11 protein-coding genes are annotated in these 14,948 nt (G+C 63.1%); 8 read left to right on the top strand and 3 right to left on the bottom strand.

Annotated elements, in window-relative coordinates; all coding sequences use genetic code 11:
* Positions 1 to 227: 227 nt before the first annotated feature.
* Positions 228 to 2,651, bottom strand: a complete 2,424-nt coding sequence (locus tag IM737_RS06745) for an OmpA family protein (protein ID WP_236899153.1) — start codon at positions 2,649 to 2,651, stop codon at positions 228 to 230.
* 255 nt (positions 2,652 to 2,906) lie between these two features.
* On the opposite strand from IM737_RS06745, the gene IM737_RS06740 reads away from it, so the two are divergent.
* Together IM737_RS06740 and IM737_RS06735 are read left to right on the top strand one after the other, a co-directional pair.
* Positions 2,907 to 3,329 (top strand): secondary thiamine-phosphate synthase enzyme YjbQ, encoded by a 423-nt coding sequence (locus IM737_RS06740; RefSeq protein ID WP_236899152.1) that lies wholly within the window; start codon positions 2,907 to 2,909, stop codon positions 3,327 to 3,329.
* Positions 3,329 to 4,159: a sulfite exporter TauE/SafE family protein gene (locus IM737_RS06735; RefSeq protein WP_236899151.1), complete on the top strand. Its 831-nt coding sequence runs from the start codon at positions 3,329 to 3,331 to the stop codon at positions 4,157 to 4,159. The genes IM737_RS06740 and IM737_RS06735 overlap by 1 nt, the downstream gene beginning before the upstream one ends.
* A 109-nt stretch (positions 4,160 to 4,268) precedes the next feature.
* Here IM737_RS06735 and IM737_RS06730 read toward each other — a convergent pair whose 3' ends face one another.
* Positions 4,269 to 4,988 carry an SIMPL domain-containing protein gene (locus IM737_RS06730; protein WP_236899150.1) on the bottom strand — a complete coding sequence of 240 codons (720 nt, stop codon included), beginning with the start codon at positions 4,986 to 4,988 and terminating at the stop codon, positions 4,269 to 4,271.
* Between the two features lie 239 nt (positions 4,989 to 5,227).
* Between IM737_RS06730 and IM737_RS06725 the strand changes: the two genes are divergently transcribed.
* Both IM737_RS06725 and IM737_RS06720 read left to right on the top strand, forming a co-directional pair.
* Complete coding sequence (locus IM737_RS06725) at positions 5,228 to 6,379, top strand: fumarylacetoacetate hydrolase family protein (RefSeq protein ID WP_236899149.1); 1,152 nt, start codon at positions 5,228 to 5,230, stop codon at positions 6,377 to 6,379.
* Between the two features lie 24 nt (positions 6,380 to 6,403).
* Complete coding sequence (locus IM737_RS06720; protein ID WP_236899148.1) at positions 6,404 to 7,843, top strand: aldehyde dehydrogenase family protein; 1,440 nt, start codon at positions 6,404 to 6,406, stop codon at positions 7,841 to 7,843.
* 210 nt (positions 7,844 to 8,053) lie between these two features.
* Here the strand turns inward: IM737_RS06720 and IM737_RS06715 are convergent, their stop codons facing one another.
* Positions 8,054 to 9,256, bottom strand: coding sequence for an aminotransferase-like domain-containing protein (locus IM737_RS06715; RefSeq protein WP_236899147.1), 1,203 nt, complete (start codon positions 9,254 to 9,256; stop codon positions 8,054 to 8,056).
* 231 nt (positions 9,257 to 9,487) lie between these two features.
* Between IM737_RS06715 and IM737_RS06710 the strand changes: the two genes are divergently transcribed.
* From IM737_RS06710 to IM737_RS06695, 4 genes are all read left to right on the top strand, one after another.
* Entirely contained in the window at positions 9,488 to 9,916 is a 429-nt protein-coding gene (locus tag IM737_RS06710) for a rhodanese-like domain-containing protein (RefSeq protein ID WP_236899146.1), read from the top strand.
* A 107-nt stretch (positions 9,917 to 10,023) separates the two neighbouring features.
* The gene (locus IM737_RS06705) at positions 10,024 to 11,355 is read left to right on the top strand and encodes an aminotransferase-like domain-containing protein (RefSeq protein WP_236899145.1); all 1,332 of its coding nucleotides are present in this window, start codon (positions 10,024 to 10,026) and stop codon (positions 11,353 to 11,355) included.
* 187 nt (positions 11,356 to 11,542) lie between these two features.
* Positions 11,543 to 12,598: a FecR family protein gene (locus IM737_RS06700; protein ID WP_236899144.1), complete on the top strand. Its 1,056-nt coding sequence runs from the start codon at positions 11,543 to 11,545 to the stop codon at positions 12,596 to 12,598.
* 42 nt (positions 12,599 to 12,640) lie between these two features.
* Complete coding sequence (locus IM737_RS06695) at positions 12,641 to 14,938, top strand: putative bifunctional diguanylate cyclase/phosphodiesterase (protein ID WP_236899143.1); 2,298 nt, start codon at positions 12,641 to 12,643, stop codon at positions 14,936 to 14,938.
* Positions 14,939 to 14,948 lie beyond the last annotated feature (10 nt).

The following is a 14,948-nucleotide window of genomic DNA, read 5'->3' as shown; positions in this document are numbered from 1 at the left end:
GCTCCGAGACTGCTTGCAAGAGCCATAGCAAGTTCTCAGCGCGTGACAAGACGGGTGGCTCGCCAGCGTGAGCCGGCTCGGATCGGCCGGCGAGCCTTGACCGGAGGCCCTTACATCCGGTCAAGGCCTAAAGAGCAGGCGGGAGCTTGAGACGCATCGAACATGTGTACGAGGACAGCAAAAGGCCGGGCACAGGGCCCGGCCTTTCAGTTGACGTGCGGCGCCGTTTAGTTGGCGGCGACGGTGATCAGCGGCGTGATGCGGCGGATGGTCACCCGGCGGTTCTCGCGTTCGCCCAGTTCGGTGCGAATCTTGAGGTAACGCTCGCCATAGCCCTGCGTCGCCAGGTTTTCAGGCGGCACTCCGTAGAAGTCCGTGAGGATACGCGCAACGGTGGCCGCACGCAGATCGGAAAGCTGCAGGTTGGAGATTTCCGAGCCGACAGCATCGGTGTGGCCTTCGATCAGGAAGGTCTCGCCGGGGTTCTGGGCCAGCAGTGCCAGCATGGCGTTGGCAACGCCGGACAATGCGCCCACCTGATCCCGCGCAATCGTGGCGGCACCGGTGTCGAAGGTCAGGCCGCCGACTTCGAGCTTGCGCACGCTATCGCGAACGCGGGCGGAGCGCTTGACCTCGTCGATCGAGTAGAGGCGCGCGACCTGTTCAACCGGTGGCTGGCGGAAGAAGACCTCGACATCGTCTTCATCGGCAAAGGCAGCATCCAGGACGTAGTCCTGCACCGGGATGTTGAGCTGCAGCGGCGGCAGGTCACGACCCGGATCGCGCCACTCGACGAGGTCTTCATCATAGCGGTCATCGAAGGTTGCCAGCACGTATTCACGGCCCTGAGGGTCGAAGCGCGAGCGACGAAGGATGTCGCCGTTCCGATTGCGAACGGTCACGATCTGGCTGCCGTCAGGGCGCGTGATGACTTCACGGGTCCGGCCATTGGGCAGGTTCTCGTAGAAGATCTCGTCCTGCTGCGGATCGTAGAAGCGGTCGGTATCCTGACCGATCGAATTGACGATCAGCTGGGTGCCCACCTGTAGAATGACCTGCGTGATGATGTCGCCGGTGCTGGCAGGCTGAACGGCGACCTGCTCGACAACGGTAACGTTGTTCTGCTGGCCGATGTTGTTCTGCGTGTTGTTTGTCACCGTGGTGTTGTTGTTCACGGTGTTGTTGGTGACGTCACCGTTCACGACGTTGTTCGTCGTAATGTTGGTGATGTTGTTGATGTAGGTGTTGTTGACCGTCTGGTTGACCGTCGTATCACCCGTGGTGGTGACTTCGGTACCTGGCTCAGCGGCGGCTGAGACAACTGGTTCTGCCGCGAAGGCGCGGATTTCCTCAGACTGAGCGGCGGAATCGCTCTCCGGCGGCGGAGCAGCCGGTTCAGTCGGGGCTGGGGCTTCGGCAGGCGCGACCTCGCCACTGACGGCGGGTTCAGCCTGGACATCCTTGGCGCTATCGAGCACCGGTGCGACCTGTTCCTGGGTGATACCTTCGGGCAGGTTTTCGATGATCTCGACGGGCTGTGCCGGGACCTCGGCTGCCGGCTGTTCAGCCGGAACAGGCTGCTCAGTGGGGGCAACGGCCGGAACATCGGGCAGGCCAGGCACTGCCGGGAGCGACAAACCATAGTTGGCCAGGCACTGGGTCACGTCAGTGATGCCGACCTGGGCGCAGAGCGCGGCAATGTTCTGCTGGGCAGCCACAATTTGCGCCTGCGCTGTTGCGGCGTCACCACCGGCCATCATCTCGGCGATGGCGCCGTTATAGGCGTCCACCTGCACGGCGAGGTCGGCGCTGATGTCGACTGCTGGCGTTTCGGCTGGTGCTGGGGCCTCAACTGGCGCTGGGGCCTCTACTGGTGCTGGAGCCTCGACTGGCGCCGGGGCAGGGGTTTCAGCAGGCGCCTCGGCCGGCTGCTCTTCAGCCTGTGCAGCCGCAGCGGCGGCTTCGGCGTCGGCGGCAGCTTGTGCATCAGCAGCGGCCTGTGCGTCTGCAGCGGCCTGAGCGTCTGCTGCGGCCTGAGCATCAGCTGCCGCTTGTGCGTCGGCGGCTGCCTGGGCATCGGCCTCGGATTGCGCCTGGGCAGCGGCGGCCTGTGCGTCGGCCTCGGCCTGAGCATCGGCGGCAGCCTGCGCGTCGGCAGCAGCCTTTGCGTCTGCGGCAGCCTGAGCGTCAGCAGCGGCCTGCGCATCGGCGGCGGCCTGTGCGTCTGCAGCGGCCTGCGCATCGGCGGCAGCCTGTGCGTCGGCAGCAGCCTGAGCGTCTGCGTCAGCCTGCGCCTGGGCAGCAGCGGCGGCTTCGGCTTCAGCTGCGGCCTGGGCATCGGCTTCGGCCTGCGCGGCAGCAGCGGCTTCGGCTTCAGCGGCGGAATTGTCCGGTGCTACCGCCGGTTCGGCGGAACCGCCGCCGGCTGCCGCAGCGATGCATTCGTCGATGCTGGCATAACCAGCCACGATGCAGGCTTCGGTCAGCGCGCCCTGGGCGGCTTCGATGGCAGCGGCGTCGCCGGAGGCCTGCGCGGCTGTGAAAGCCTGATAGGCGGCAACGACGTTGCCATCCTGCGCACGTACGGTGAGCGGCAGCATGACCATTAGGCCGATGCTGGTGCCGGTCAGGAGCCAGTTTCTGAGGCGCATTGTTCTTTTCCTTTTTGTCGAATTGGCGTTTGGGCCAAGCATCACGATGGCAATCTGAACGCAATCTGAATGGAATCAGGCCGCAACACCGTGATGTGAATCTCCCCGCAGGCCCAGAACTCCTGGCCATTGCCAAGGTTCCAATTTGTGCCCTGCGCTACCGTGGCCGTGCGATGATGGCGCCAATGCGGCGGAGTGGGCGGATTGGCGCCAGCCGAACTGGTGACGATGCCGACTCCATGCTAGGGCGTCTGCATGCAGCAAGCCATCGAAACGCTGACGATACCGACCCAGGGCCAGGGGCTCTACGAGTTCACCCCGCAGGTGCGCTCCTTCGTGACCAATGCCGATGTTGCGACGGGGCTGTTGACGGTCTATGTGCGCCACACGTCCTGCTCGCTGTTGATCCAGGAGAATGCCGACGGCGATGTGAAGACGGACCTCAATGGGTTCTTCGCGCGCCTCGTGCCTGAGGGGATGGACTGGCTGGTGCACACCACCGAGGGGCCGGACGATATGCCGGCGCATATCAAATCGACGCTGACACAGACCTCGATCGGCATCCCGATCAGTGACGGTGCGCCGGTTTTCGGCACCTGGCAGGGCATCTACCTGTTCGAGCACCGCCGCCAACCGCATCGGCGTGACGTGGTGCTGCACCTGATTGGAGACCGTTGATGGATTGGGCTGTGCTGGTCGGCTACTGGCCGTTCGTGCTGGGGCTGCTGGTGACAGGAGTGTTCTCGGGACTGGCGGCGGGTCTGCTCGGCATCGGCGGCGGGGCGATCATTGTGCCGGCGCTGGCGACGGCGCTGTCACTGATGGGCTACGATTCGGACCTCGTGCAGCATGTTGCGGTGGGGACATCGCTCGCCATCATCATTCCCACCGGCATCATGAGCGCGCGGGCACACTACAAGCGGGGTGCGCTCGACATGCGGGTCCTCAGGCTCTGGGCGCCGCTGATCGTTGTAGGCACGTTCATCGGTGGGCTGATGGCCGGGTATTTTTCCGGCGACGTGCTGCGCATCGTGTTTGCCGTCATGGCCTTCGTGATCGCCGCCAATATCGTCTTCGCGTTCCAGACCAAGCTGATGGGGCACCTCGACGGATCGTCGCTGACCCACCGGATTTCGGCATTCGTCGTTGGCTATATCTCGGCGCTGATGGGGATTGGCGGCGGGTCGCTGACGGTGCCGACGCTGGTGGCGTTCGGCGCAACCATGCATGCTGCGGTGGGGACGTCGGCGGCGATCGGGGTGGCCATCGCGCTGTCGGGAACGCTCGGCTTCGTGATTTCGGGCTGGGGTGTAGCTGGTCTGCCGCCGTTCAGCGTGGGTTATATCAACCTGGTGGCGCTGGTGCTGGTCGCCGTGCTGGCCGCGGCTTTCGCGCCGATGGGGGCTGCTATTGCGCACCGTCTCAACCAGCAGACCCTCAAATATGTGTTCGCCGCATTCCTGGTGTTTGTCGGGCTCAACATGCTGTGGAAGGTCATCTTCGGCTAGAAACGCAAATCCCCGCCGGAGCGGGGATTTGAATCGGTTGGTGGGGACGGGTGACTACGATTGTCCGTCCCCACCGCCCAAGCCCCCTCAATGAGGGGTATTGGAACTGTTACTTCGTGTCGTCTTCCAGTTCCCACTGGACATTGACGTTGATGGCAAAGCTCAACTCGCCCGCTTCCACGGGAACCGGAGCCGAGGCTGCATCGGCGCGCATGGCATACATGGCGACGGGCTGCGGCTGATTGAACCCCTGGGTCTCGGAAATCGACACGATATCCTCGAGGGCGCTGCCAGCGACGCCGGCATAGAGCTCGGCCTTGGCCTTGGCATCGGCAAACGCTGCCTTGCGGGCCTCGTCGTAAAGCTCGGACGGATCGGCGACCGAGAAGCTGACGCCGTTGACAGTGTTGGCGCCGACGGTGACCGACTTGTCGAGAATGGAGCCCAGCGTGTCGAGCTTGCGTACGACGACGGTGACGGTGTTGGACACCTGGTAGCCGTTGATCTTGGGCGGCAGGGTGTAGCCGTTGGCGTCGCGCTCATCGGTGTAAACGTAGTTCGGATTGACCGAGAAGCCGGAGGTCTGGATGTCGCGGGCCTCGATGCCGGCTGCCTTGAGCTCTGCAACCAGGGCAGCCATGGCTGCGGTATTGGCGTCGAGCGCTTCGCGGGCGGTGGCGCCCTGGGTGGTGACGCCCGAGTTGATCATCGCCATGTCAGGGGCGGCCGTAACCTCGCCGCGACCTTCGATGGTGATGGTGCCAGCAAAGGCGGGCAGGGTCAGGCCAGCGAGCAGGACGAGGGGAGTAAGAAACAGAGAGTGGCGCATAGTAAGCTCCAGTGATGCAGGCCGAATGACCGAGGATTGAGGTAACAAAGAGGCGAGGTACGATCCGTCGCGCGACAGACGCGTGACAGTTCACAGGTTTGACGCCGGCGCTTTGACGATCCTTGGGTGGGTCGCCAAAAAAATTCGTGGGCCGGGCTTGAACATAAGTATGACTTTTGTGGCTTGCGCGGCGGCGGGCCGGTGGGGTAGTCACTGCACTAACATTCCAGGGGTCAGACATGGGCAACAGGCACTATCCCGATGGCGTTCTGCTAGGTCGTGCTCGTGTGCCGGGACACGATCAGCCGCGCATCGTCACGGTCCGCGATGGGGATGTCGTCGATATTACCGCAAAGGGCTTGGCAACCGTCCGCGACATAGCCGAGTGTGGCCGTGCCGCTGAGCACGTGCGGCACGCTTTGGGTGTAAATCTGGGTTCGGCCGATACAATCCTGGCCAACAGCGTTGCCGCCAATCTCGATCCGTCGGTTCCGAGCATGCTGTCTCCCATCGATCTGCAGGCCATCAAGGCTTCGGGCGTTACCTTCGTCGTTTCGCTGCTTGAGAGAGTAATCGAAGAACAGGCCCGCGGGGATAAGTCGCGTGCCGATGCCCTGCGTGGCGAAATCCTCGGGCTGATCGGCACCGATCTTTCGGAGCTGGTTCCCGGGTCCGAGACCGCAATGAAGGTCAAGGACGCTTTGATCGCCAAGGGTGTGTGGAGTCAGTATCTCGAAGTCGGTATTGGACCGGACGCCGAGATCTTCACCAAGGGCCAGCCGATGAGTTCGGTGGGCTATGGCGCCGAGGTCGGGCTGCATCCGGTATCGAGCTGGAACAATCCGGAGCCGGAAGTGGCGCTGCTGGTAACCAGCAAGGGCGAGATCATCGGCGCGACGCTGGGCAATGACGTCAACCTGCGCGACGTCGAGGGCCGCTCTGCTCTATTGTTGGGCAAGGCCAAGGACAACAATGCCTCCGCATCGCTGGGGCCGTTCGTGCGGCTGTTCGACGGCGACTTCACCCTGGAAACGGTCAAGCAATCCGAGCTGTCGCTGCGCGTCGAGGGCGAGGACGGCTTCGTGCTCGAGGGACATTCCTCGATGAACCAGATTTCGCGCACACCGGAATCGCTGGTTGCGGCCACTATTGGCGGGCATCACCAATATCCCGACGGTCTTGTGCTTTATCTCGGCACCATGTTCGCGCCGGTGAAGGATCGCGACGGAGAGGGTAAGGGCTTTACTCATAAGCTTGGCGACGTCGTCTCGATCTCGACATCCGAGCTTGGCACCCTATCTAATAGCGTGAACCTCTCCACCAAATGTCCGCCCTGGACCTATGGCGCCAGCCACCTGCTGCGCGACCTGGCCAAGGCTGATCTCCTCTAAAGACCTACCCGAAAGGCATTCCAAATGGCTGAACTGCACAAGAACCTCATCAACGGGGAATGGGTGGGCTCTGACGGCGCCGAGAATATCAATCCGTCCAACACATCAGAAGTGGTAGGTGTCTATGCCCGCGCTACCGCCGAAGAGACCAAGCAGGCGATTGCCGCTGCCAAGGCCGCCTTCCCGGCCTGGTCGCGCTCGGGCATTCTCGAACGCCACGCGATCCTTTCTAAGACCAGCCAGGAAATCCTGGCCCGCAAGGCCGAACTGGGCGAATTGCTGAGCCGCGAAGAAGGCAAGACACTGCCGGAAGGCATTGGCGAGGTGACCCGCGCCGCGCAGATTTTCGACTTCTTTGCCGGTGAAGTCTTGCGTCTTGCTGGCGAAGTGCTGCCATCCGTGCGGCCAGGTGTGGGTGTCGAAATTACCCGCGAGCCAATCGGGGTGATCGGTATCATCACGCCGTGGAACTTCCCGATCGCCATCCCGACCTGGAAGATGGCGCCGGCGCTGGCCTATGGCAACACGGTTGTCATCAAGCCGGCCGACCTGGTGCCAGGTTCGACCTGGGCCATCGTCGATATCCTGGTCCGCAACGGCCTCCCCAAGGGTGTTGTGAACCTTGTCATGGGCAAGGGTTCGGTGGTTGGCCAGACCATGCTCGACAGCAAGGACGTCAATGCCATTTCGTTCACCGGTTCGGTTGGCACGGGCAAGCGCGTAGCGGCGGCCTCGATCGAGGTGGGTCGCAAGTTCCAGCTCGAAATGGGCGGCAAGAACCCGACCGTCGTGCTTGATGACGCTGACCTCAAGGTTGCGGTCGAGACCGTGGCACAGTCGGCCTTCTTCTCGACCGGGCAGCGCTGCACGGCGTCGTCGCGTGTCATCGTAACCGAGGGCATTCACGATGCCTTCGTCGATGCGCTGTGCGAGCGGACCAAGAACCTGCGCGTCGGCGATGCTTTGGCCAAGGATACCGAGATTGGGCCCGTAGTCGATCCAAGCCAGCTCAAGCAGGACATGGACTATATCGGCATCGGCCAGGATGAAGGCGCCGAACTGCGTGCAGGCGGCCAGCGGGTCAATGCACCGACCGAAGGCTACTTCCTGCAGCCGGCGCTGTTTACCGGGGTCACCAACCAGATGCGCATCGCGCGCGAAGAAATCTTCGGGCCGGTGGCTGCGGTCATCAAGGTCAAGGACTACGAGGAAGCCCTGTTCACGGCCAACGATACCGAATTCGGTCTCTCGGCGGGCATCGTCACCACCTCGCTCAAGTATGCGACGCACTTCAAGCGCAATGCCGAGGCCGGCATGGTGATGGTCAATGTGCCGACGGCTGGCGTCGATTTCCACGTCCCGTTCGGTGGCCGCAAGGGCTCAAGCTATGGCTCGCGCGAACAGGGCAAGTACGCGGCCGAGTTCTTCACCGTGGTGAAGACGGCCTATACGGCAGCGGGTTAGCAGTCGACTCCCTCCCCCTTGCGGGGCGGGATCAAGGGTGGGGTGAGGGGCCTTTCCCACTACCCTGCCCAAAACTCGATCGTCACCCTCGGGCTTGACCCGAGGGCACTACACTTACCGGGCGCTCAGCAAGTAGAGAGCCCTCGGGTCAAGCCCGAGGGTGACGGCCGGTGGGTGGGGCAAGCTGAAGATGGCCGACGCGGCCAAGCTCTAAACACTCACCGCCCGCGCCAACCCCTGCTGACCAATCAACTCGCACAGCTTGAATATGCCCACTTCGATCTGGGCTTCATCGCTCAGCGAGAAGCTCAGCCGCAACGTGTTGCGCCCCGATCCATCGGGGAAGAACGCCCCGCCAGGGACGAAGGCGATGTCGCGGCGGATGGCCTGCTTTAACAGGTTCGCGGCGTCGATATGCTCGGGCAGTTCGAGCCAGATGAACATGCCGCCTTCCGGCCGCTTCCAGCGCACACCTAGCGGTGCATGGCGATCCAGCGCGGCCAACATGGCGTCGCGGCGGGTTCGATAGACGGCACGGATACGCTCGACCTGCGTGTCGAAGCCCGCCATGGCCACCTGATGCATGACCATCTGGTTGAAGCTGGCGGTATGCAGGTCGGCGCCCTGCTTGAGCATGGCCAGCTTGCGGATCAGCGCCTTGGGGCCGCTGATCCAGCCGACGCGCAGGCCGGGCGACAGGGTCTTGGAGAAAGTGCCGCAATAGAGGGTGCGGGTGCCTTCGATGGAGCCCGCCGTCGCGGCGTCGAGAGCGGCGATGGGCGGGACGGTTTCGCCGTCGTAGCGCAGGGCGGTGTAGGCGGCGTCTTCGACGATGACGGCATTGAGTATCTGGGCCTGTTCGAGCGCGGCGCGGCGGGCGGCACGGCTCATGGTCAGGCCAGTCGGGTTGGCAAAGTCGGGCACGAGGTAGAGCAGCCGGGCGGCAGCGTCGCCGACTGGCTGGGGGGCGTCGATGGATGAGAAAGTCGGCTCGAAGGCCGAGAACGCCTGGAGCGCGCCCAGATAGGTTGGGCGATGCGTGGCCACGGCACTGCCTTTGTCGAGGAGCAGTTTGCCAATCAGATCAAGGCCCTGCTGGGAACCTGAGGTGATGAGGATGTTGTCGGCCTCGGCCGGAACGCCCAGGCTCGTCATGTGATCGGCCAGCCACTGCCGCAGCGGCGGATAGCCCTCGGTGGTGGAATATTGCAGGGCCTCGCGGGCGATGGACGGACCGCTGAAGGCCTCGCGCCAGGCGTCCTGGAACAAGGCGACGTTGAACAGGCCGGGATCGGGAATGCCGCCGGCAAAGGAGATCATCGAGGGGCGGCCCACGAGCTTGAGCAGTTCGCGGATTTCCGACGCCTTCATGGACCGGGCGCGGGCGGAGAGGCGAAAATCGGCTGGCGTCATTTGTCTCACCATGCAATGATACGCACGATACAATCATGAAGATATTGTTATGTCAATAGTGTTGACCTTGTTGGCGGAACTGCATAGATGGAGCGCCTGCCGCAGCGGTGAGTGCGGCGTCAGCGAGCGGGTCGGCGGGTGTTTCGCGGTGGAATGGGCGATGGGCCGAGGGTCTGAAGCCAGTATAGGCGCTGTGGGAGCGTCGGGGATAAATCGAGGAAGGGACGACGAATGAGCTTTGTGAGCGAGTATCCGGTGGCGGCGCCTGGGGTGGCGGTGGAGCATTTTTCACGGCGGCTGTCGGTCGAGACCGATTGTGCCGATGTCGCGGCGTGCCTGAAGAGCGGGGATGTCGACTTCGTGTTGCTGCATGTTGTCGGCTCGCCCGAGGCCTATGCGCGGCGACATGTGCCGGGGGCGCTGCATCTGCCGCACAGGCAGATCACCCAGGAGCGCGTGGCGGAATGGCCGGAGGACACGCTGTTCGTGGTCTATTGCGCCGGGCCGCATTGCAACGGGGCTGACCAGGCGGCGCTGAAGCTGGCGCGACTGGGACGCAAGGTGAAGCTGATGATCGGCGGGATCACCGGCTGGGCCGACGAAGGTTTGGCGTTTAGCGCAGGTCTTGATGCAGAGCCGCAGATTGCCGCAATTGGGTAACGGACTGTGACACCAGGCATGCACCGATTGGTCACGTGGACAAATGGACCGGTGGCGGAGATAGTGTCGACTCAATGAGTGATACAATTTCCTTCGATAGGGATACAATGCATCTGCCTGATAATGGTCAGCCAGTTCACGAGCAGGTGGCCGGCGCCGTGGAAGCCGCGATCGCCGAGGGCCGCTTTCGGGTGGGCGAACGGCTGCCGACACATCGACAGTTGGCGCAGCAGTTTTTGGTCTCCATCGGCAGCGTGACCCGGGCCATCGATACGCTCAGCGCGCGTGGCGTAGTGCGCGGCGAGATCGGGCGCGGCACCTTCGTGCTGGGGCAGGCGGATGCCGATGATGGCGGAGTGATGGACCTGACCATCAATGCGCCGCCGCCGGTGGTCGGGCTCGCGAGGATGGCGGAAGCGTCCGAGATTGCCAACCGTCATGCGCTGGCGCTGGCCCATGGTGGTTATGGCGACCTCAGCGGCACGGAACGGCAGCGCGGACTGGTCGCGGGGTGGCTGAGCGAGACGCGGACCGCGCTGCGATCGGACGAGATATTGCTCTGCAACGGAGCGCAGCAAGCACTGCACCTGGCATTTGCGACGCTCAAGGACCGATCAAGCGTCATTCTGACCGAGAGTGCCACGTTTCCCGGCGCACTGGCGGCGGCGGCCAATCTGGGCATGGTCATGGCGCCGGTAGCGCATGACGGGGACGGCATGCTGCCCGAGGCGCTGGACCGCGCGCTGACTACGACCGGCGCGAAGATCATCTACACGACCCCGGTCTGCCAGAACCCGCTGGGTTTCGAGACCGGGCCGCAGCGTCGGCGCGCGCTGGCTGACATCGCGACGCGGCACGACGCCGTCATCGTCGAGGACGACATTTATGGGGTCTATGCGGCCAAGGGGCGGCTGACCTATCGCGAGCTGGCGCCGGAGCGGACATTCTATGTCACCAGCTTCTCCAAGAGCCTGACGCCGCTGATACGGCTGGGGGTGATAGCCCCGCCGGCCGCGATGTTGGCGGCGGTGCGCAAGCGCATGCGGGCGGAGAGCTGGGGGCTGACGCCGTATATCGGCGAGCTGGCGGCAGCGATGATCGAGACGGGGCTGGCCGCCGAGGCGGCCACGACGTTGCGCGCGGAAGGGCTGGCGCGGCTGCAGATGGTGCAGGCGGCACTGGGTCTGGTTGACGTGCCCATGCCCGGTGGGGCGCCGCATGTCTGGCTGACCATGCCGCCTCTCAAGGCGGAGCAGTTCGCACGGCGGGCAAGCGAGGCCGGTGTGCGGATCACGCCGCCATCGGCAGCCCAGGTGGGCGAGGTGCCCGTCTCGGGGGTGCGGCTCTGCATAATGGCGCCACCGGCGCGCGGAACGCTGGCGCGGGCGCTGGACGTGATCGGGGGAATATTGGGGAGCGACGAGGACGTGGTGGTTTAGGGGCAGGGTGAAGGCGTGGCATTGGCCTCCCAGACGGCGCAGGGCGGCGCAATTCTGAACAATTGTAAATGCCAAGGCTTTATACCTAAGCCATTAACCTACTTGAGGCATCGGCAGTGCTTCGCGCAAATCTTAATCAGCTTGCAATGGTGGCGTGAGAGCAATTGGTAGGTTAGAGGAGCCTGCCATGCTGCGCGCAATTGTTGTTGTACTGTCGCTGTTGCTCGTCCCGATTTGCTTAGGGGCAGATTGGACGGTTGATCGGGTTCGCGGCGAAGCCAACTATCAAGTTGACGGCTCCTGGCTCCCGTTGTCCCGCGGCCATGTCGTCCAAAACGGTATCCTTGTCCGAACGGGCGTGAGCGGCCGTGTCGATCTGGTGCGCGGAGCCGAAGCGGTCAGCCTTGGCGCGAATACACAGATCCAGATCAGGGATGCTGGCAGCGAGATGATGACCTCGATCATCCAAGATAGCGGTGTCGTGACGGCAGAGGTCGAGCGCCGGAATGTGCAGCACTTTTCCGTACAGACGCCATATCTTGCCGCCGTGGTGAAAGGCACCAAATTCGTCGTCACGGTTGATGCCCACAGTGCAACGGTCGATGTTGAACGCGGTGTGGTGCAGGTTCAGGATCCTGAAAACGGTCTTGTCGCGGATATTCGTCCCGGACAGGAAGCCACGGTGACGGATGAGGCGCCACTTTTGGTGATTGGCGGGAGCAGCGCTCAGATTTTTACCTTTGCAGGCACTCCTGTGGCTGTAGACGAAGACCTGGGCAACGGGAACGGCCAGGGTAACGGGAACGGCCAGGGCAATGGGAACGGCCAGGGCAACGGGAACGGCCAGGGTAACGGGAACGGCCAGGGCAATGGGAACGGCCAGGGTAACGGGAACGGCCAGGGCAACGGGAACGGCCAGGGTAACGGGAACGGCCAGGGTAACGGGAACGGCCAGGGTAATGGGAACGGCCAGGGTAACGGAAACGGCCAAGGCAATGGGAACGGCCAGGGCAACGGGAATGCCCAGGGCAATGGGAACGCTCAGAGCGACGAGGACGAGGGCGCGGACGAGGACGACAGCCAGGGTAACGGAAACGGCCAAGGCAATGGGAACGGCCAGGCCAACGGGAATGCCCAGGGCAATGGGAACGGTCAGAGCGACGAGGACGAGGGCGCGGACGAGGACGACAGCCAGGGCAACGGAAACGGCCAGGGCAATGGAAATGGCAAGCAGGGTGACTGATCCGAGCTATGCATACCAATAGCCGCCAGAAGGCGAGTTGAGATGACCACTCTGTTAGCGCGGTGGTTTGCAAGCGCCGCGGTCTTTCTTGCGGTCATAGCAACCAGCGTCATGGGCTTCTGGTCCGCCGCAGATACCAAGCTCGCCGAGGTCAGGTTCGCTGCCAGTGATCGGGCCCCCAGTGGCGACATTGTTTTCATCGATATTGATGCGCGCAGCCTCGCCGAGGTCGGCCTCTGGCCCTGGCCGCGGTCCATTCACGGCGAACTCATCGACAACCTGATGGCATTGGGCGCCTATGAAGTGGCCCTCGATATCGACTTCAGCGCGGCCTCGACGCCACCTGAGGATGATGCCTTTGCGGCGAGCCTGGAGCGGGCCGGTGGTTACGTCTTTCTCAGCACCTTTCGCCAAACTGACGCCAAAGGAGCGCTGGTCATCAACCAGCCGCTGCCCCAATTCGCTGAATATGCCGATTCCGTTCTGGCCAATGTCGAGGCATTGGAGAGCGGTATGGTTCGTGCTGTCCCCGCCCGCGTGCCCGGGATGGTGGCCACGTCAGTTGCTGTGGTGTTCTCGCCAACACGCGCGTCACCCCAGACGATCCGGATCGACTATTCCATCGACCTTCGCCAGATCGTTCGTATTCCTGCCATTGATGTTCTGAACGGCGCGGTGGACCCCGCTCTGGTGCGAGACCGGCAGGTCGTGGTCGGTGCCAGCGCCATAGAACTGCACGATCTGTTTGATGTCCCACGTTTCGGAACCGTGCCGGGGCCCATGGTGCAGATCGCCGCGGCCGAAACCCTCAAACTCGACCGAGCACTGCTAAACCTGTCGATCTGGCCGGCGCTGGGTCTTGTCGGGCTCCTGGTGCTCGGGGTCACCGTGTTCCGACGCGCCAGCGTGCCAAAGGTTGCCGGCGTTCTCGCGGCTGTCGCGGTCGCTGTAGAATTGGCGGCACTGCTGGCACTTACCATCTTGAAGATCGACGTAGCCACAATGCCGGTGCATGTCGGGTTATTGTCCCTAATCGTGCTTCGGCTGCTTGATGAGCGTGTCGTCCGACACCGCCAGTTACGCGAGCAGCGAGCGCGTCTGGCCTATCTCGCCAACCACGACATCCGAACCGGCGCCATGTCGCGAACGGCGTGGATCGACGCGTTGGATGCGATTATGGATCGCGGCACGCCTCTCTGGATCGTGCTGTTGAGACTCGATCGGCTGGATGCCGCCGGTGCAAGCTTGGGCTATGAGATTGTCGAGGCGGCCATTGCCATGGCTCATGCCCGGCTACGGGAACTGACCCCAGGGATGGTGGCGCGAATCGAAAGCGACGCCTTTGCGATGTCATGGCTTCGTCGGCCGGACGATGCCGAGATCCACAGTCTCTTGGCGGCAATTGAACAGCCATATGAGATTGGCCAGCACCGCGTGGCGCTGGAACTACGGTGGGGCGCGAGCGGCGAAATATCAAATGCGGTCGGAGCAAGCCCAGGCCTACAGCGCGCGCGGATAGCGTTGGCCGCCGCGGGCAACCTTGGCCAGAAGGGCTGTGACTACGACGACAGCTTCGAAGCTGAATTGCGCCGCCGCCAGTTGATCGACATCGATCTGAGACAGGCAATAGCCAACGGCGAGCTCGACATCGCCTTTCAATCCCAGGTCGATATGCGGACAAGGCGCGTCGTCGGCGTTGAAGCACTGCTCAGGTGGAACAGCACCAGATTTGGACCCGTCTCGCCCGCAGACTTCATTCCTATGGCTGAGGAAAACGGCACCATTATCGAGCTCGGTGCCTGGGTGTTCGCCGAGGCATGCCGGCGAACGATGCTTCAAGGATGGGGCGGTCGGCTTTCGATAAATGTGTCGCCGATTCAGTTTCAGAGAGGTGACGTGGTCGGCATGGTTCGCTCGGCCCTCGAAGCCACCGACTTTCCCGCCGATCGGCTGGATATCGAAATAACCGAGAGCCTGTTCGTGGATCAAGGCAACCAGATCAGGCCGGCGCTGGATGCTCTGCGATCGATGGGCGCTCAGATTGCCATCGATGATTTCGGAACGGGTTACTCTTCATTGAGCCACTTGTCCGGCCTGCCGGTGGACAAGCTCAAGATCGATCAGAGCTTCGTGCGCCAGTTGAGTGACCGGCGTGGCGCCGGCGTGATGGAAGCGATCGTGTCGCTTGGTCAGCGGCTTGGGTTGGTCATCGTGGTGGAGGGCGTGGAAACGGAGGCTGAGTTAGACCAGCTGACTTCGCTGGGATGCCATGTGGCTCAGGGCTACTTGTTTGGAAGACCGGGCAGCCTTCCTGTCACTGAAGATGGCGTCGCTGCATAATTCCTTACAA

Source organism: Devosia sp. SL43 (genome assembly GCF_021729885.1).
Lineage (GTDB): Bacteria > Pseudomonadota > Alphaproteobacteria > Rhizobiales > Devosiaceae > Devosia.
This window is presented reverse-complemented; position numbering and strand designations above follow the sequence as displayed.

What these genes read in the sequence shown, in the direction of transcription:
- IM737_RS06745 (WP_236899153.1), bottom strand. Translation starts at nt 2,651, where the DNA reads ATGCGCCTCAGAAACTGGCTCCTGACCGGCACCAGCATCGGCCTAATG.
- IM737_RS06740 (WP_236899152.1), top strand. Translation starts at nt 2,907, where the DNA reads ATGCAGCAAGCCATCGAAACGCTGACGATACCGACCCAGGGCCAGGGG.
- IM737_RS06735 (WP_236899151.1), top strand. Translation starts at nt 3,329, where the DNA reads ATGGATTGGGCTGTGCTGGTCGGCTACTGGCCGTTCGTGCTGGGGCTG.
- IM737_RS06730 (WP_236899150.1), bottom strand. Translation starts at nt 4,988, where the DNA reads ATGCGCCACTCTCTGTTTCTTACTCCCCTCGTCCTGCTCGCTGGCCTG.
- IM737_RS06725 (WP_236899149.1), top strand. Translation starts at nt 5,228, where the DNA reads ATGGGCAACAGGCACTATCCCGATGGCGTTCTGCTAGGTCGTGCTCGT.
- IM737_RS06720 (WP_236899148.1), top strand. Translation starts at nt 6,404, where the DNA reads ATGGCTGAACTGCACAAGAACCTCATCAACGGGGAATGGGTGGGCTCT.
- IM737_RS06715 (WP_236899147.1), bottom strand. Translation starts at nt 9,256, where the DNA reads ATGACGCCAGCCGATTTTCGCCTCTCCGCCCGCGCCCGGTCCATGAAG.
- IM737_RS06710 (WP_236899146.1), top strand. Translation starts at nt 9,488, where the DNA reads ATGAGCTTTGTGAGCGAGTATCCGGTGGCGGCGCCTGGGGTGGCGGTG.
- IM737_RS06705 (WP_236899145.1), top strand. Translation starts at nt 10,024, where the DNA reads ATGCATCTGCCTGATAATGGTCAGCCAGTTCACGAGCAGGTGGCCGGC.
- IM737_RS06700 (WP_236899144.1), top strand. Translation starts at nt 11,543, where the DNA reads ATGCTGCGCGCAATTGTTGTTGTACTGTCGCTGTTGCTCGTCCCGATT.
- IM737_RS06695 (WP_236899143.1), top strand. Translation starts at nt 12,641, where the DNA reads ATGACCACTCTGTTAGCGCGGTGGTTTGCAAGCGCCGCGGTCTTTCTT.